This window comes from Bradyrhizobium diazoefficiens, assembly GCF_016616885.1.
Classification (GTDB): domain Bacteria; phylum Pseudomonadota; class Alphaproteobacteria; order Rhizobiales; family Xanthobacteraceae; genus Bradyrhizobium; species Bradyrhizobium diazoefficiens_F.
Genome location: NZ_CP067102.1, coordinates 4094601 through 4109266, shown reverse-complemented (window position 1 = coordinate 4109266; position 14666 = coordinate 4094601). Strand labels below are relative to the sequence as shown.

15 protein-coding genes are annotated in these 14666 nt (G+C 65.2%); 3 read left to right on the top strand and 12 right to left on the bottom strand.

What is annotated here, in order from left to right; genetic code table 11:
- Window positions 1–7: 7 nt before the first annotated feature.
- Complete coding sequence (gene chrA / locus JJC00_RS19170; RefSeq protein WP_246773850.1) at window positions 8–1240, top strand: chromate efflux transporter; 1233 nt, start codon at window positions 8–10, stop codon at window positions 1238–1240.
- Between the two features lie 115 nt (window positions 1241–1355).
- On the top strand, window positions 1356–1772 hold the full coding sequence (locus JJC00_RS19165) for a hypothetical protein (protein ID WP_200467552.1): 417 nt from the start codon (window positions 1356–1358) through the stop codon (window positions 1770–1772).
- A gap of 13 nt (window positions 1773–1785) precedes the next feature.
- Here the strand turns inward: JJC00_RS19165 and JJC00_RS19160 are convergent, their stop codons facing one another.
- The 5 genes from JJC00_RS19160 to JJC00_RS19140 are packed head-to-tail and all read right to left on the bottom strand — an operon-like array spanning window position 1786 to window position 7174.
- The gene (locus JJC00_RS19160; RefSeq protein ID WP_200467551.1) at window positions 1786–2814 is read right to left on the bottom strand and encodes an ABC transporter ATP-binding protein; all 1029 of its coding nucleotides are present in this window, start codon (window positions 2812–2814) and stop codon (window positions 1786–1788) included.
- Window positions 2807–3787, bottom strand: a complete 981-nt coding sequence (locus JJC00_RS19155; RefSeq protein WP_200467550.1) for an ABC transporter ATP-binding protein — start codon at window positions 3785–3787, stop codon at window positions 2807–2809. The genes JJC00_RS19160 and JJC00_RS19155 overlap by 8 nt, the downstream gene beginning before the upstream one ends.
- Window positions 3784–4605 carry an ABC transporter permease gene (locus tag JJC00_RS19150; protein ID WP_200467549.1) on the bottom strand — a complete coding sequence of 274 codons (822 nt, stop codon included), beginning with the start codon at window positions 4603–4605 and terminating at the stop codon, window positions 3784–3786. The genes JJC00_RS19155 and JJC00_RS19150 overlap by 4 nt, the downstream gene beginning before the upstream one ends.
- The gene (locus JJC00_RS19145) at window positions 4602–5525 is read right to left on the bottom strand and encodes an ABC transporter permease (protein WP_200474157.1); all 924 of its coding nucleotides are present in this window, start codon (window positions 5523–5525) and stop codon (window positions 4602–4604) included. Before JJC00_RS19145 ends, JJC00_RS19150 begins: the two co-directional genes overlap by 4 nt.
- A gap of 59 nt (window positions 5526–5584) precedes the next feature.
- Window positions 5585–7174, bottom strand: coding sequence for an ABC transporter substrate-binding protein (locus tag JJC00_RS19140; protein ID WP_200467548.1), 1590 nt, complete (start codon window positions 7172–7174; stop codon window positions 5585–5587).
- Between the two features lie 303 nt (window positions 7175–7477).
- Between JJC00_RS19140 and JJC00_RS19135 the strand changes: the two genes are divergently transcribed.
- Complete coding sequence (locus tag JJC00_RS19135) at window positions 7478–8302, top strand: hypothetical protein (protein ID WP_246773849.1); 825 nt, start codon at window positions 7478–7480, stop codon at window positions 8300–8302.
- A gap of 43 nt (window positions 8303–8345) precedes the next feature.
- Here JJC00_RS19135 and mtnK read toward each other — a convergent pair whose 3' ends face one another.
- Genes mtnK through nuoN form a run of 7 tightly spaced genes read right to left on the bottom strand, consistent with a single transcriptional unit; the run spans window position 8346 to window position 14663 of the window.
- The gene (mtnK, locus tag JJC00_RS19130; RefSeq protein WP_200467546.1) at window positions 8346–9632 is read right to left on the bottom strand and encodes an S-methyl-5-thioribose kinase; all 1287 of its coding nucleotides are present in this window, start codon (window positions 9630–9632) and stop codon (window positions 8346–8348) included.
- Between the two features lie 33 nt (window positions 9633–9665).
- Complete coding sequence (locus JJC00_RS19125) at window positions 9666–10013, bottom strand: hypothetical protein (RefSeq protein ID WP_200467545.1); 348 nt, start codon at window positions 10011–10013, stop codon at window positions 9666–9668.
- Window positions 10014–10046: 33 nt separating this feature from the next.
- Window positions 10047–10322, bottom strand: a complete 276-nt coding sequence (locus JJC00_RS19120) for a DUF1467 family protein (protein ID WP_200467544.1) — start codon at window positions 10320–10322, stop codon at window positions 10047–10049.
- A 10-nt stretch (window positions 10323–10332) separates the two neighbouring features.
- Entirely contained in the window at window positions 10333–10737 is a 405-nt protein-coding gene (gene mce, locus JJC00_RS19115) for a methylmalonyl-CoA epimerase (RefSeq protein ID WP_200467543.1), read from the bottom strand.
- 11 nt (window positions 10738–10748) lie between these two features.
- A complete protein-coding gene (locus JJC00_RS19110; protein ID WP_200467542.1) occupies window positions 10749–12419 on the bottom strand; it encodes a ribonuclease J in 1671 nt (556 codons plus the stop codon).
- The gene (locus JJC00_RS19105) at window positions 12419–13225 is read right to left on the bottom strand and encodes a biotin--[acetyl-CoA-carboxylase] ligase (protein ID WP_200467541.1); all 807 of its coding nucleotides are present in this window, start codon (window positions 13223–13225) and stop codon (window positions 12419–12421) included. The genes JJC00_RS19110 and JJC00_RS19105 overlap by 1 nt, the downstream gene beginning before the upstream one ends.
- 1 nt (window position 13226) lies before the next feature.
- Window positions 13227–14663, bottom strand: a complete 1437-nt coding sequence (gene nuoN, locus JJC00_RS19100; protein ID WP_200467540.1) for an NADH-quinone oxidoreductase subunit NuoN — start codon at window positions 14661–14663, stop codon at window positions 13227–13229.
- Window positions 14664–14666 lie beyond the last annotated feature (3 nt).

Here is a 14666-nt window from a genome sequence, read left to right as displayed (position 1 = left end):
AACGTCCTTGAGCAACCTCAATCCGCCGACCGACATCGCCGTCAACCAACGGCCCCACGCCGGTTCGCCGCTGGAGGTTCTGCGGATTTTCCTGAGGCTCGGCCTGACCTGCTTCGGCGGTCCGATCGCCCACATCGGGTACTTCCGCGACGAGTTCGTTCTACGGCGGAACTGGATCGACGAGCGCGCCTACGCCGATCTGGTCGGGCTTTGCCAATTCCTGCCTGGCCCCGCCAGCAGTCAGGTCGGTTTCTCGATCGGCTTGATGCGGGCCGGCTATCTGGGCGCGCTCGCCGCCTGGACCGGGTTTACCTTGCCTTCGGCCGCGATCCTCGTTCTCTTCGCTTACGGCGCCGGTGTGTTGGGCGGCCCGGTCGGTGTCGGCCTGTTGCACGGACTGAAGCTCACGGCAGTCGCCATCGTGGCGCAAGCGGTCTGGGGCATGGCGCGCAATCTTTGTCCCGACCGTCAGCGTGCGTCGATCGCGGCGGTTGCAGCGCTCATCATCCTCCTCAGCCCGGCGTCGATCGCCCAGATCGGAGCGATCGTCCTCGGCGGGCTCGCCGGTCTGTGGCTGTGCCGCCGCGACGCGCCGGCGCCGTCCGGGCACGTCGAGATTCCGGTGTCGCGAACCATGGGGCTGATCACCCTTGGGATATTCTTCGTCCTGCTGGCGGGCCTGCCGGCGCTGCGTAGCCTGACCGGATCCACGGGCATCGCCTTGTTGGATGCCTTCTATCGCTCCGGCGCGCTCGTCTTCGGCGGCGGTCACGTCGTCCTTCCCCTCCTCCGTGAAGCCTTCGTCGCACCGGGCTGGGTGAGCGTCGATGCCTTTCTCGCCGGATACGGTGCAGCCCAGGCCGTGCCGGGTCCGCTGTTCACCTTTGCCGCTTACCTCGGCACTGTGGTCTCTCCGGAGCCGCATGGAGTCGCCGGGGCAGCGCTCGGCCTCGTCGGCATCTTCCTGCCGGGAATCCTCATCCTGCTCGGCGCGCTCCCGTTCTGGGACTCGTTCCGGAAGCGCGCAGGCGCCCAGGCCATGATGCGCGGCGTTAACGCGGCGGTGGTCGGCGTCCTGGGGGCTGCACTATATGATCCCGTCTGGACGACCACCGTGCATTCACCACGGGATTTTGGCGTCGCGCTCGTCGGCTTCGTCTTGCTGGTCGCCTGGCGCGCGCCTCCGCTGGTCGTCGTTGCTTTCAGCGCGGCCGCTGGAACCGCGATGGCGTTCCTTTGATCGCTCCCGAATTGACCCGAACAGGCCACGTGCGGCGCGCCAAGCTCAAGCTGGGGACCCCCGACTCCGTCGTTCCCGCTTGATCCCGCCACTCTGGAACGCCTATGGGACGCTGTTGCGTGGCCGGGTGTTCGCCCTCGAGGGCCAGGACCGCGCCGCCGCCGACACGATCGAGGCCGGGATTTCGGCGATGCGATCCACCGGCGCGACGGCCTATGCGCCCTGGTATCTCAGCACTTTGGCCGCGGCCTACGCCCGGATCGGACGGCTCGGCGATGCGCAACGCTGTAGTGAAGAGGCGTTGCTGACGATCCGCGAAAGTGGCGAATGCTGGCAGGAGGCCGAGGCACGCCGCATCGCCGGAGAGGTTGCGCTGGCGTTCGAACCGCCTGATGTTCCGCAGGCGCAAGCGCATTTCGAGCGGTCGCTCGTTGTCGCGAAACAACAGATGGCCACATCCTTCGAGTTGAGGGCTGCCGAAAGCCTGGCCGCACTTTCAGCAACTGGGCCGTCGCCCTTCGAGGGCCGCTGAAGAAGCGGCCATCTCAGGGTGACCGGGATAGAGCGACGCTCGCCGCAACAATCTCGTCAGCGCGCCAGCACCTCACCGCATGTCCATCGGCGCGCGTCTCCAACGCCGGTCCCGGCTCTCGCCGGCACACATCCTCGGCATAACGACATCGCGGGCTGAACGCACACCCGTTCGGCGGATTGAGCGGGTTGGGAAGGTCGCCGCCGGTTGTCGCCAGCGGGGCATGGCGCAGCGGATCGGGGATGGCCGCGATCAGGGCCTGCGTATAGGGGTGCGCGGGCCGCTCGAAGATTTCGCGCCAGTCGCCGTTCTCCACGATGCGGCCGAGATACATGACCGCGACCCGGTCGCTCATGTGCTCGACGACGCCGAGATCATGGCTGATCATGATGTAGGAGAGACCGAGCGTGTCCTTCAATTCCAGCAGCAGGTTGATGATCTGGGCGCGGATCGAGACGTCGAGCGCCGAGACCGGTTCGTCGCAGATGACGATTTTGGGATTGAGGATCAGCGCGCGCGCAATGCCGATGCGCTGGCGCTGGCCGCCGGAGAATTCATGCGGGTAGCGGTCGGCCTGTTCGGGCCGCAGGCCCACGTGGCGCAACATGGTCGCGACGCGGTCCTCGATTTCGCTTTTTGCGGTCACGCCATGCACATGCAAGGGATCTTCCAGCGTGCGGCGAACGGTCTGGCGTGGATTGAGTGAGGCGTAGGGATCCTGAAAGACGATTTGGACGGTGCGGGCGAGCGATTTGCGATCGCCGGACTGCCTGCCCGTCACGACCTGCCCGTCCAGCACGATGCGGCCGCGCGTCGGCGTCAGCAGGCCCAGGATCGACAAGGCCACCGTCGACTTGCCCGAGCCGGACTCGCCGACCAGCCCGAGGCATTCGCCGCGCTTCAGCTTGAGATCGACACCGTCGACGGCACGGAGCAGCCGCCCGTTACGGCCCAGCAGGCCGCCGCCGAGCGGAAAATGCACCGCGAGATCCTCGACGCTGAGAATGAGATCGTCATCCGGCCTTCCCTGCGGTTCATGCATGATGGTGACACCTCACCAGGCCACCGGCCTCCAGAAAATCCGCCGTCGGAACGACGGTCCTGCAAATATCAGTCGCCTTCGCGCAGCGCCGATTGAACCGGCAGCCATCGGGGAAATTCGTGATGGCCGGGACGACGCCCGCGATCTCCTGGAGCCTGCTCCGGCCAAGTGCAGCGCGACTGCCCAGCCGCGGCAGCGAGTCGACCAGCCCTTGCGTGTAGGGGTGCGAGGGCGCGCGAAAAATATCGGCGGAGCCGCGCTCCTCGACGATGCGGCCGGCATACATGACGGCGACGCGGCGGCAGACATTGGCGACCAGGCCGAGATCGTGGCTGATCATCAGGATCGCCGTGCCGCGTTCGGCGCAGAGATTGCGCATCAGCTCGATGATTTCGGCCTGCACGGTCACGTCGAGCGCGGTCGTGGGCTCGTCGGCGATCAGGAGATCCGGACCGCAGGCGAGCGCAATGGCAATCATCACGCGCTGGCGCATGCCGCCGGAGAGCTGGTGCGGGTAGTCGTTGACGCGCCGCTCCGGCGCGGGGACGCGGACACTCGCCAGCGCCTCGACCGCCAGCTGGTTGGCCTCCCGCCAGCCCTTGCCCTTATGCAGCACGAACATCTCGGCGATCTGCCGTCCCACGGGCGAGACCGGATTGAGCGCCGTCATCGGCTCCTGGAAGATCATGGCGATGCGGTTACCGCGCAAGTCGCGCTGGGCGGCTGCGGACAGGTGCTGGATCTCCCGTCCGTCGAAGCGGATGACGCCGCTGCCGATCGACAGCGGCTGCCGCAACAGGCCGATCAGGGCGAGCGCCGTGATGCTCTTGCCGCAGCCGGACTCGCCGACCAGGCCGAACGTCTCGCCGCGATCGATGCGGAATGAAATGCCCTCGGCCGCCGCAACGCGCCGCGATCCATCGTCGAGATCGATGCGCAAATCCTCGACTTCGATCAGCGGCGCGTCCGTCATGTCCGCCGGCTTCGCGATTGGGGATCGAGAATGTCGCGCAGGCCATCGCCGAGCAGATTGAGGCCGAGCACCGTTAGGAAGATGGCGAGGCCCGGGAAAACCGAGAGCCACGGCGCCGTCGTGATCTGGTCGCGGGCGTCCGACAGCATGCTGCCCCAGCTCGGAAACGGTGGCCGGACGCCGAGGCCGAGGAATGACAGTGCGGCCTCGGAGAGCACCGCGCTGCCCATGCCGAGCGTGCCGATGACGACGATCGGCCCCAGCATGTTCGGCAAGAGCTGCGTGATCATGATGCGCAGATCGCCGTAGCCGAGCACGGTCGCGGCCTGCACATAGCCCTGGCTCCTGAGCGACAGCGCCGAAGCGCGCGCGATCCGGCAGGTGAAGGACCAGTTGGTCAGCCCCAGCGCGATCAGCAGGCTGGTCAGGCCCGGTCCAAGCACCGCCATGATGGCCAGCGCGAAGATCAACGACGGGATCGCGAGCATGACATTGGTCAAGGCGTTGACCACATCGTCCCACCAGCCGCCCCAATAGCCGGCGCTCAGGCCCAGCGCCACGCCGATGACGCTGTTGATGAGCTGCGAGACGATGCCGACCGTCAGCGAGACACGCGCGCCGTAGACGACCCGGGAATAGATGTCGCGGCCCTGGTCGTCGGTGCCGAACCACCAGGCCCAGCTCGGAGGCTCCTCAGCGTTCATGAGATTGGCGTCGAGGACAGGATCGGTATGCGCGAGCCAGGGCGCGAGCACACCGACCAGGATCGCGAGCACGAACAATGCGCCGCCGATGATGAGATTGGCGCGGAGCTTCATGCGTATCTGATCCTCGGATCGATCACGCCGTAGAGCACGTCGATCAGCAGATTGATCGCGAGAAAAGCCAGCACCACCACGAGAATGGAGCCCTGGACCGCCGGAATGTCGCGCTGCAGGACGCTGTCCACGAGCAGCGAGCCGATGCCCGGCCAGGAAAACAGCTTTTCGACGACGACCGCCTGCCCCATCAGCCCGCCGAACTGCAGGCCGACTGTGGTGAGAATGATGACGAGCGCGTTACGCATCACGTGCCACTTCACCACGCGCGTCTCGCTCATGCCCTTGGAGCGCGCGGTGCGGACGAAATCGGCTGTCATGATCTCGAGGACAGCGGCGCGCGTCGTCCGGGCAAAGAGCGCCATCGGCGAGACGCCGAGCGTCACGGCCGGCAGCAGCAGATATTTCAGGCCGCCATCGCCGTAGCCGAAACTCGGCAGCCAGCCGAGCTTCAACGCAAACAGATACATCAGCACCAGTCCGAGCCAGAATTTGGCGATGGAAAGCCCCGAGACAGCCACGACCATTGCGGCGCTGTCGACCAGGCCGCCCGGCCGCAATGCGGCGATGAAGCCGAGCGGCACGCCGAGCACGACGGAAAACGCCATGGCCGTGAAGATCAGCTGCAGCGTCGGCCAGGCCCGCTTGGCGATCATGGCCGTGACAGGCTCGCGGGTCCGGAACGACGTGCCGAAATCACCGGTGGCGAGCTTGGCGATATAGGCGCCGAAACGCACATAGACGGGATCGTCGAGGCCAAGCTGCTTCTTCATGCGCAGCTCGACCTGAGGATCGGCGTCGTCGCTCATGGACGAGACGATGCTGCCGGGAACGACGCTGAACAGCACGAAGACCAGCAGCACGACAGCGAGCACGGTCGGAATGGTTTGCAGGAGACGGCGGATCAGGAAGGAGAGCATCGGCACTTTCTTCGCTCCCTGCATCGTTCATCGCGATGGAGGGAGCACGAGAACGCGTGTCACTTCGCGGGCGAGGTCTCGTCGACCCAGACGTCCTCGACATTCTGGTGGGTCAGCTCCGTCGCGTTCAGCTGAACTCCGTGGAGCCAAGGCTGCACGGCCATGACCGCCTTGTTGTAGTTGAAGAACCATACCGGCGCCTCGTCATAGAGCAGCGCATTGGCCTTTTGCAGCAGCTGCGTGCGCTTGGCGGTGTCGTCGGCCTGCCCGGCGTCATCGATGATCTTGTCGAACTCGGCGTTTTTGTAGTTCATGTAGTTGCAGGCCGATTGCGGCGTCGACGAATGGAAGCATTTCAGCGCAGCCAAGGGGTCCGGGCCGGTTTGCTGGGAATAGATGAAGGCCTGGTAGTCGCCGGAGCGAACCACCTCCGACAGCACCGCGGCCTCGACCTGCTTGACCTTCGCCTTGATGCCGACCTTGTCCAGCATCGGGATGACGGCCGAAACGATCGGCAGGCCCCAGCTTTCATTCTGGCTGGTGGTCCATTCGAATTCGAAGCCGGAGGCGTAGCCGGCGTCAGCAAGCAGCTGCTTGGCCTTGGCGGGATCGTAGGGGTACGGCTTCATCGCCTTGTCGTAGGCCGACGAGGTCAGCGGCAGCCAGCTGGTGGCGCGATAGGCCTTGCCCTTGACCAGCTTGTTGATGATCAAATCGGTGTCGATCGCATAGTTGATCGCCTGCCGGACGCGCTTGTCAGAGAACGGCTTGAATGCAGGGTTCATCCCCATGTACCGCGTGAACACCTCAGCGACCTCGGCGATGGTGCCCTTGAGGTTGGGATCGGCCTGATAGGCGACATATTGCGCCGGCCCGAGCACGGAGGTGTCGATCTCCTTGTTGCGGAAGGCGACATCGCGCGCCGCAGCCTCGCCCATGACTGACACGATGACCTTGTCGGCATAGGGCTTGCCGGGCTTGTAGAACCTGTCCCAGCGCTCCAGCACGATGCGCGATCCCGGCACGTGCTCGACGAATTTGAATGGTCCGAGACCGATCGGATGCTGGATGAAGCTGTCCTTGGCGGCCTCGTCGGCGGGATAGATCGAGGTCAGCGCGGTGAAGAAGTAGAAGCCCGGATCGACCTTCTCGGTCAGCTTCATCTCGATCGTGAAGTCGTCGATCTTCTTCAGGCCGGAGATCTCCTTGGCCTGGCCCTTCTCAACCGCCGCCGCGCCCTCGATGATGCGGACATAGCGCGCGCCCGGATAGGCCTTGGTGCCATCCATGATGCGGTTGTAGGACCAGATGACATCGTCAGCCGTCATCTTGCGGCCGTTGTGGAAATAGGCGTCGTCGCGAAGCTTGAAGGTTTGAACGAGACCGCCGCCCGAGACGATGACCTCCTTCGCAAGTTCCGGAACCGGCTTTCCTTCCGCGGAGTCCCAGATGTAGAGCGAGCGATGCATGGCCTTGGCGTAGATCTCGTCCTGGGCGCGCTGGGTGGTGTGAATGTCCAAGCTGGTGAAGCTCGAACCGTAAGGCGCGGTCATACGGATGGTTCCGCCCTTGCGCGGTGTCTGGGCCTCTGCCGGGGCGGCCAGCGCCAGTCCCAAACCCGCGACGATCGCAATCATCCTGAACATCATGTGTCCCCCAAACGCAGGTATTCCGATCAGGGATTTGATCATTCACAGCCCGTCGAACGCAAGCCTCGTTTTGATGGTCGACGATTCCGGTTCCGGGCCTCTGGTGTCAGGCTGCACCCGCCCAGCGCAGCAAGCCGCCGATTGACGCGGTGCGTCATCGCGCGACCCCGACAGTGAACATTTTTCGTGATCAACGCGACCAAGCTCAGGATCGTCATCTGAACCCCAGGGATCGCGGAAAAAATGAAGCGCCGAACGCTAGGTGTCCTGCTCGCCGGCAGTCTGGTCGTCGCGACAGCCGCGATGGCGATCCCCGTCACGCCGGACCCGGCCCGGGACAGCCCTGCGGATAGCATCCAATTCGGCTGGCACCGCACCTCGCGGTCAAACGACTACATCGACCAAACCTGGTGGGCGGTCAGGGACCGCTGCTCCGCGGACTATCTCGGTGAACGCCTGCTCTGCGACGCCGTCGGGGTCCTGGCACGGGCCGCGAGCCGGAAGGTCGAGACCGAAATGTCCGAAGACATGGGTTTGCCGCTCCCCGACGGGTGGGGCCTGATGACCGCGAAGAATTCGCGTTTCATCAGGTCAGCTCACGTCGAAACGCCGCTCGATCTCGCCGCAGTGCTCGGCTTCTATCGCGCCGCTCTCGAACAGCGAGGCTGGGCCGAGAATGATGGTGCTGTGGTCGAGCCCGACCGGGCCGTGATCGCCTTCACGACCACCGATGGGCCGGCGCGGCTCCGGCTCACCCGACAGGACAACCGGACAATCGCCGATCTTTCGCTGCGCAAGCCGGCCGTCGCGACGGCCGGGCTCCTGCCGAAGCCGGGCCAAGTGAAGCTAATGCTTGGCAACAAGACGGATGATGCGGCTGTTATCACCGTCAACGAGAGGACCATCAAGCTGGCGGCGCACGCCGGCGAAACACTGCCATACTTTGACGACGTTGCAGCCGAATTGCCAGACAGCCAAAAGATCGATTTGCCGCCGGGCAAGTACAAGGTGACCCTCAGGGTGGACGGTAGCGCGGCGCAAAAGCGGGAGTTCGAGGTCGCGGCCAACGAGACCTGGGGTCTGCTGGTCGGCCCGGACGGCGCGCCGCTTCCGGTGCGGCTCTATTGAGGCCTTGCTCGCTCCGTTGTCATTGCGAACGCGGAGGCGCGCGTCAGCCGGATAGCTCGGGCTGCCAGTCCCGCAATTTTCGCGCGGCGCCGGTGACGTCGGCGATCGTCCGAAACGCCGCCGCCTCCACCATCATCCCCCGCGCGAGGCGCACGGCGCGGGCTTCGCTGATGGCGCGCTTCTGCGGATCCTCGATCAGCTCGAAGTCGATGTTGTGGGCGAGGCCGAAGATGCGGCGGATGGTCTTGGCGGCGGCGAAGCCGACGGTGTCGGTGAACAGCCGCTGCATGTAGGCCTGCCGCTCGATCTCCAGCCGCGCCGCGCCCTTCTCGCCGGCGAACAGCGAGACCGGATAGGCGTCGCCGCTGGCCTCCGACCGCCAGAGGTCGAGGAATTTGCCGGCGAACCTGCCCCAGACCTGCTCGACCGTCTCCAGCACCCACCCCTCGAATTCGCGCCGCTCGCCCGGCGCGCGCTCATGGCCGGCGGAGGCGAAAAAGGCCATGAGCAAATTGGCCAGCACCGCGCCGACATCAAACCCCATCGGGCCGTAGAAGGCGAACTCGGGGTCGATCACACGGGTCTCGCTCTCCGTCACCATGATCGAGCCGGTGTGGAGGTCGCCATGCAGCAGCGCTTCGGGGTTCGCCATGAATTTCAGCTTCAGCCGGGAGATCGCGACATGCAGCTCCATGTCATCGCGCATGGACGCGGCCAGGCCGTCGAGATACGGCGCGGTCCAGCGGTTCTGCTCGGCGATGCGATAAGGATCGGTAAAGATCAGATCCTCGGTGATCTTGCACAACGCGTGGTTGCCGGCGAAGGACGCGATGGCCTCCTTCTTCTCCGCGGCGGTCAGCGCGAGATCGGAGGTGAAGAACAGCGTCCGCGCCATGAAGGCCGTGATGTCATCGACGAAGCGCGGGTAGCACGTAGCAGCCACCAGCCCCTTGCGCATGATGATGTGGGGCTCGAGCAGCTCCATCACGGTCAGTGCCAGCGTCTCGTTGTGGTGCAGCAAGGCCGGCACGAGGCCGGGCGCGAGCTGGGCCTGCCGGGTCAGCGCGAGATATTCGTAATGGGCCCGTGACAACGGCAGCGGCCAGCTCTCGCCGACGAGGCGGACGTAAGGCAGTGCCTGCTTCACGGCGATACCGCCGTGCGCGCCCTTCACGATGAACACGAGATTGAGATTGCCGTCGCCGACCTCGGTGATCGCCCAGGCGGCCGGCGCGCCGCCGAGCCGTGCCGCGATGTCAGGCAAGCCCGCGAGATAGTCCCGCAAGGCCCCTTCCTGCAGAATTCGATAGTCCCCCTGCCCTTGCGTCATGACGATCCCATCCCATGTGCAGGAGCCGGATCGTTACTCCCGCTCCAGGAAGCTCGAGCCGATCTCGGCCTTTCTTTTGATGGGATCGTAGTCACAATAGACGTTGTCCGCCACCAGCGTGTAGCTGGCGCTGACGGTGTATTTGTCCAGCTTGACCGAGTTCAGCCCGATCACCGAGGTGCTCTTGCCGCCGTTCCATTTGAACGGTGTCGAGGTCTTGGCCTGCTCGCAGGCCATCACGGCCTCGTTGAAGACATAGCCCTCGACGAACGCCTTCAGTGTTCGCACCTGCACGGCCATCTTCCACTCGACATAGCCGATGGCCCCAAGGCCGGCGACGATCAGCACCAGAAGCGCGACGACGATCCTCTGAAAACTCATTCGTTCCCCCAACAACGACGCAACACAAAATCGCTAAAACGGCATTCCCATCAATTTCGACAGCCGCTCGATCGAGAGATAGCCGGCCTGATAGGCGAGCATGCCGAGGCCATAGATGATCGCCGAGATGATCGTGGTCCAGATTAGCTTGCGCTTCATGCCGGTCAGGATCGGTGCGCCGGGGTCGGTGCCGGGCGCGCCGACGCCGTCCTCATGCTGGCTGCGCACGCCAAATGGCAGCGTCAGGAACAGCGCGATCCACCAGATCACGAAATAGATTGCGAGCCCGGTCGATATCTGAGCGGCCATGATCCCGGCCCTATGCCTGCTCGATTTCGACCAACGCGCCCGAAAAATCCTTCGGATGCAAAAACAGCACCGGCTTGCCGTGGGCGCCGATCTTCGGCACGCCGTCACCGAGCACGCGGGCGCCCTCCTTCACCAGGGTGTCGCGCGAGGCGATGATGTCGACGACCTCGTAGCAGACGTGGTGGATGCCGCCATCGGCATTGCGCTCAAGAAACTTTGCGATCGGCGAGGACTCGCCGAGCGGCTCGATGAACTCGATCTTGGTGTTGGGGAGCGTCGCGAACACGGTGGTGACGCCATGCTCGGGCAGAGCGACGGCTTCCGAAATCTGCGCCCCGAACGCCGCGCCGTAGATCTTGGCGGACTTGACGGCGTCCCTGGTCGCAATCGCGACGTGGTTGAGGCGACCCTGCATTTGCTTCTCCCTTACACTGTCAGGACGTGTACCAGACAGGGGGGCTTTTTGCCCCAATGTTCGTTGATGACGGCCCGGACAGCGCGTCGCACCGATTCCGCCAGCGCATCCGCATCCCTGCGCCGGGCCTTCGGCAGGCCTTCGATCGTGGACATCACGGCATCGAAGACGATGTCGTCGAGGGGCTCGCCCGCCCTGTTTTTCTCGGGGATGCCCACGAGATCGACCTCGGGCTCGTCGACAAGCTCACCCTGCGCGGTCATGGCGACGGCGACGAAGGCGCAGCCGGAGAACGCCATGCGCCGGCGCTCGACCACCGCACGGGATTTCGAATCCTCCAGGATCGTGCCGTCCTTGTAGAGCCGGCCCGACGGCACCTCGCCGATGATGCCGGGATCGCCGGGACCGAGCTTGACGAGGTCACCGTTGCGGATGACCAGGACGCGCGGCACGCCGGCGGCGCGCGCGAGCTTGGCGTGCTCGTTCAGGTGCAGGGCTTCGCCATGGACCGGGATCAGGAGCTGCGGCTTCACCCAGGAGATCATGTCGCGCAGCTCGTCGCGGCGGGGATGGCCGGAGACGTGAACCAGATGGTCGCGGTCGGTAAGGACCTCGACGCCCTGCAGCACCAGATTGTTGATGATCGAGCCGACCGCCTTCTCGTTGCCCGGGATGGTGCGCGAGGAGAAGATCACGCTGTCGCCGCGGTTGAGCGTGATCTCGGGATGATCGTCATTGGCGATGCGGGCAAGTGCTGCGCGGGGTTCGCCCTGGCTGCCGGTGCAGAGCGCCAGCACCTTGTCCTGCGGCAGATGGCCGTAGACCTCGGGCGAGCGGAAATTCTGCACGCCGTCGAGATAGCCGGTCTCACGCGCGACCTGCACCACGCGCTCCATGGCGCGGCCGACCACGACGACCTCGCGGTCGGCGGCTTTCGCCGCGTCGGCGACGGCCTTGATGCGGGCGACGTTGGAGGCGAAGGTCGTGACTGCGACGCGGCCCTTGGCGGCCTTCACCAGGTCTATGATGGTCCGCGCGACCTCGGCCTCGGAAGGCGAGCGGCCGTCGCGCACCGCATTGGTGGAATCGCCGATCAGGGCGAGCACGCCCTGCTCGCCGAGCTCGCGCAGCCGCTTCTCGTCGGTGGGGCGGCCGAGCGTCGGGGTCGGATCGATCTTCCAGTCGCCGGTGTGCAGCACCGTGCCGGCCTCGGTGTGGATCGCGAGCGCATGCGCTTCCGGAATCGAATGCGCGACCGGGATGAACTCGACGTTGAACGGGCCGACATCGATGCGGCCGCCGGACGGCACGATGGTGACCGGGATCTTCGGCGCATTGCGCTCGGCAGCACATTTGGCCTCGAACAGCGCCGCGCTGAACTGCGTCGCATAGATCGGGCATTTCAGCCTGGGCCAGAGGTCGATGATGGCGCCGAAGTGGTCCTCATGGGCGTGGGTCAGCACCAGCCCCATCAGGTTCTTGCGCTCCTTCTCCAGGAAGCTGATATCAGGCATGATCAGGTCGATGCCGGGCAGATGCTCCTCATCGCCGAAGGAGACGCCAAGATCGACCGCGAGCCAGGACCGCTGCTGGCGGTTACCGAGGCCGTAGATCGACAGGTTCATGCCGATCTCGCCGACGCCGCCGAGCGGCGCAAATACCAGTTCGTCCGGTCTCGCCATCACGCAGCTCCCACCGAACGAGCCGGGCCGAAGAACACCTCACCCGCGGCGATCGGCACGCGACGGCCCTCCGCGGTGCGGACGATCAGGCAGCCGGTGTCGTCGATCGTGTCAAAAATGCCTTCCAGCACCATGGTTCCCGTGTGGATCGCAATCGGCTCGCCAAGGCGCGCGGCGCGCTCCAGCCAGAGTTTTCGGATTTCGGCAAAGCCACGGCCATTGTCCCAGATGCCGCGGAATTCGACCCAGGCGTCCGTCAGGGCCGAGAACAGCTCTTCCGCGCTGATCTGGACGCCGAGCGCTGCCAGCGACACCGCCGGCGTCGGCGTGCCCTCAGGCGCCGCCACGATATTGGTGCCGATGCCAACCACGATGGCCAGGCGATCGCCGACGGCTTCGGCCTCCAGGCCAATGCCGACCAGCTTCTTGCCGTTGGCGAGGACGTCATTCGGCCATTTCAGCGCGTATCGGGGCCGGTCAGGGCCGAGTCGCATCGCGGCCTCGATACTGACCTTCTCGAGGGCTGATTCCTCCGCCAGCCCCGCGGCAAAACCGATCGTGGTGGCCACCGCAGGTGCGACGTCCACGACCTCGAGGACGCTGGCCGCGAGATTGCCCCGGGGCGAGACCCAGGCGCGCTGGCGGCGGCCGCGGCCCGCCGTCTGCTCCGCTGTCACGAACCAGATCGGACCTCGCTCGCCGGCGCGTGCACTTTCGATCGCGTCGGTATTGGTCGAGCCGGTCCGCTCCGAAGCTGCGAGCTTGTAGCCCGCCGCGATTGCACGAGGACCGAGCGCGAACCCCATCCTAGAACAGCGACTTGGCGGCGGCGGAGGCGACGCTCACCACCGGACCCGCGAACAGCGCAAACAGGATGTTGAACAGGCCCGCGACCGCCAGCACCGTCTTGACCTCGACGCGCACCGGATCGACCTGGCCGGCCGGCTCGTCGAAATACATCGTCTTGACGATGGTGAGATAGTAGTAGGCGCCCACAACGCTGGAGAGCACGCCGATCACGGCGAGCGTGAACAAATTCGCCTTGATGGCGGCGACGAAGACGTACCATTTGGCGAAGAAGCCGGCGAGCGGCGGGATGCCGGCGAGCGAGAACAGCAGCATCGCGAACATGAAGGCGAGCAGCGGATTGGTGCGCGACAGACCGGCGAAATCGCTGATCTGCTCCACGGCCTGGCCGTTACGCTTCATGGCGAGGATGATCGAGAACGAGCCGAGCGTCATCGCGACATAGATCACGATGTACATCAGCACGCCCTGCGCGCCCTCGACGGTGCCGGCCGCGAGCCCGACCAGCGCAAAGCCCATATGGCCGATCGAGGAGTACGCCATCAGGCGCTTGATGTTGCTCTGGCCGATCGCGGCAAAGGAGCCGAGCACCATCGAGGCGATCGCCACGAACACCAGGATCTGCTGCCACTGCGAGACGATGCCGGGGAACGCGGTCAGCGTGACGCGGGTGAAGACCGCAAGAGCTGCGACCTTCGGCGCGGAAGCGAAGAAGGCGGTGACCGGCGTCGGCGCGCCCTCATAGACATCAGGCGTCCACATGTGGAACGGCACGGCCGAGACCTTGAAGCAGAGGCCGGCGAGCAGGAAGACCAGGCCGAAGAGCAGCCCGATATTCGAGATCGTCGCCGTAGTCGCGATACCGGCGAAACTGACCGTGCCGGTGAAGCCGTAGATCAGCGAGGCGCCGTACAGCAGCATGCCCGAGGACAGTGCGCCCAGGACAAAATACTTCAGGCCGGCCTCGGTCGACTTGGCGTTGTCGCGGTTCGAGGTCGCCACGACGTAGAGCGCGAGCGACATCAATTCGAGGCCAAGATAGAGCGAGATCAGATCGCCGGCCGAGATCAGCACCATCATGCCGAGCGTCGAGAGCAGCACCAGGATCGCGTATTCGAAGATGCGGCGCGACGGGTCGGCCAGGAACTCGGTCGACAAGATCAGCGTCACCGCCGAGCCGATGAGGGCCAGGATCTTCATGAAGCGGGCGAAATCGTCGACGATGAAGCTGCCGCCGAAGGTCACCTGCTTGCCTGCCGGCAGCATGTATTCGAGCAGGCCTACTGCGATGAGGAGCACGACCGCCAGCGTAGTGACCGTGCTGGTGGTCCCCTGCCCGCGATAGGCGCCGAGCATCAGAAGCGCCATGGCGCCGATCGCGAGCACGAGCTCGGGCAGCACCGGCGCCAGTTGATAACCTGCAGTCGTAAAGCTCATGGC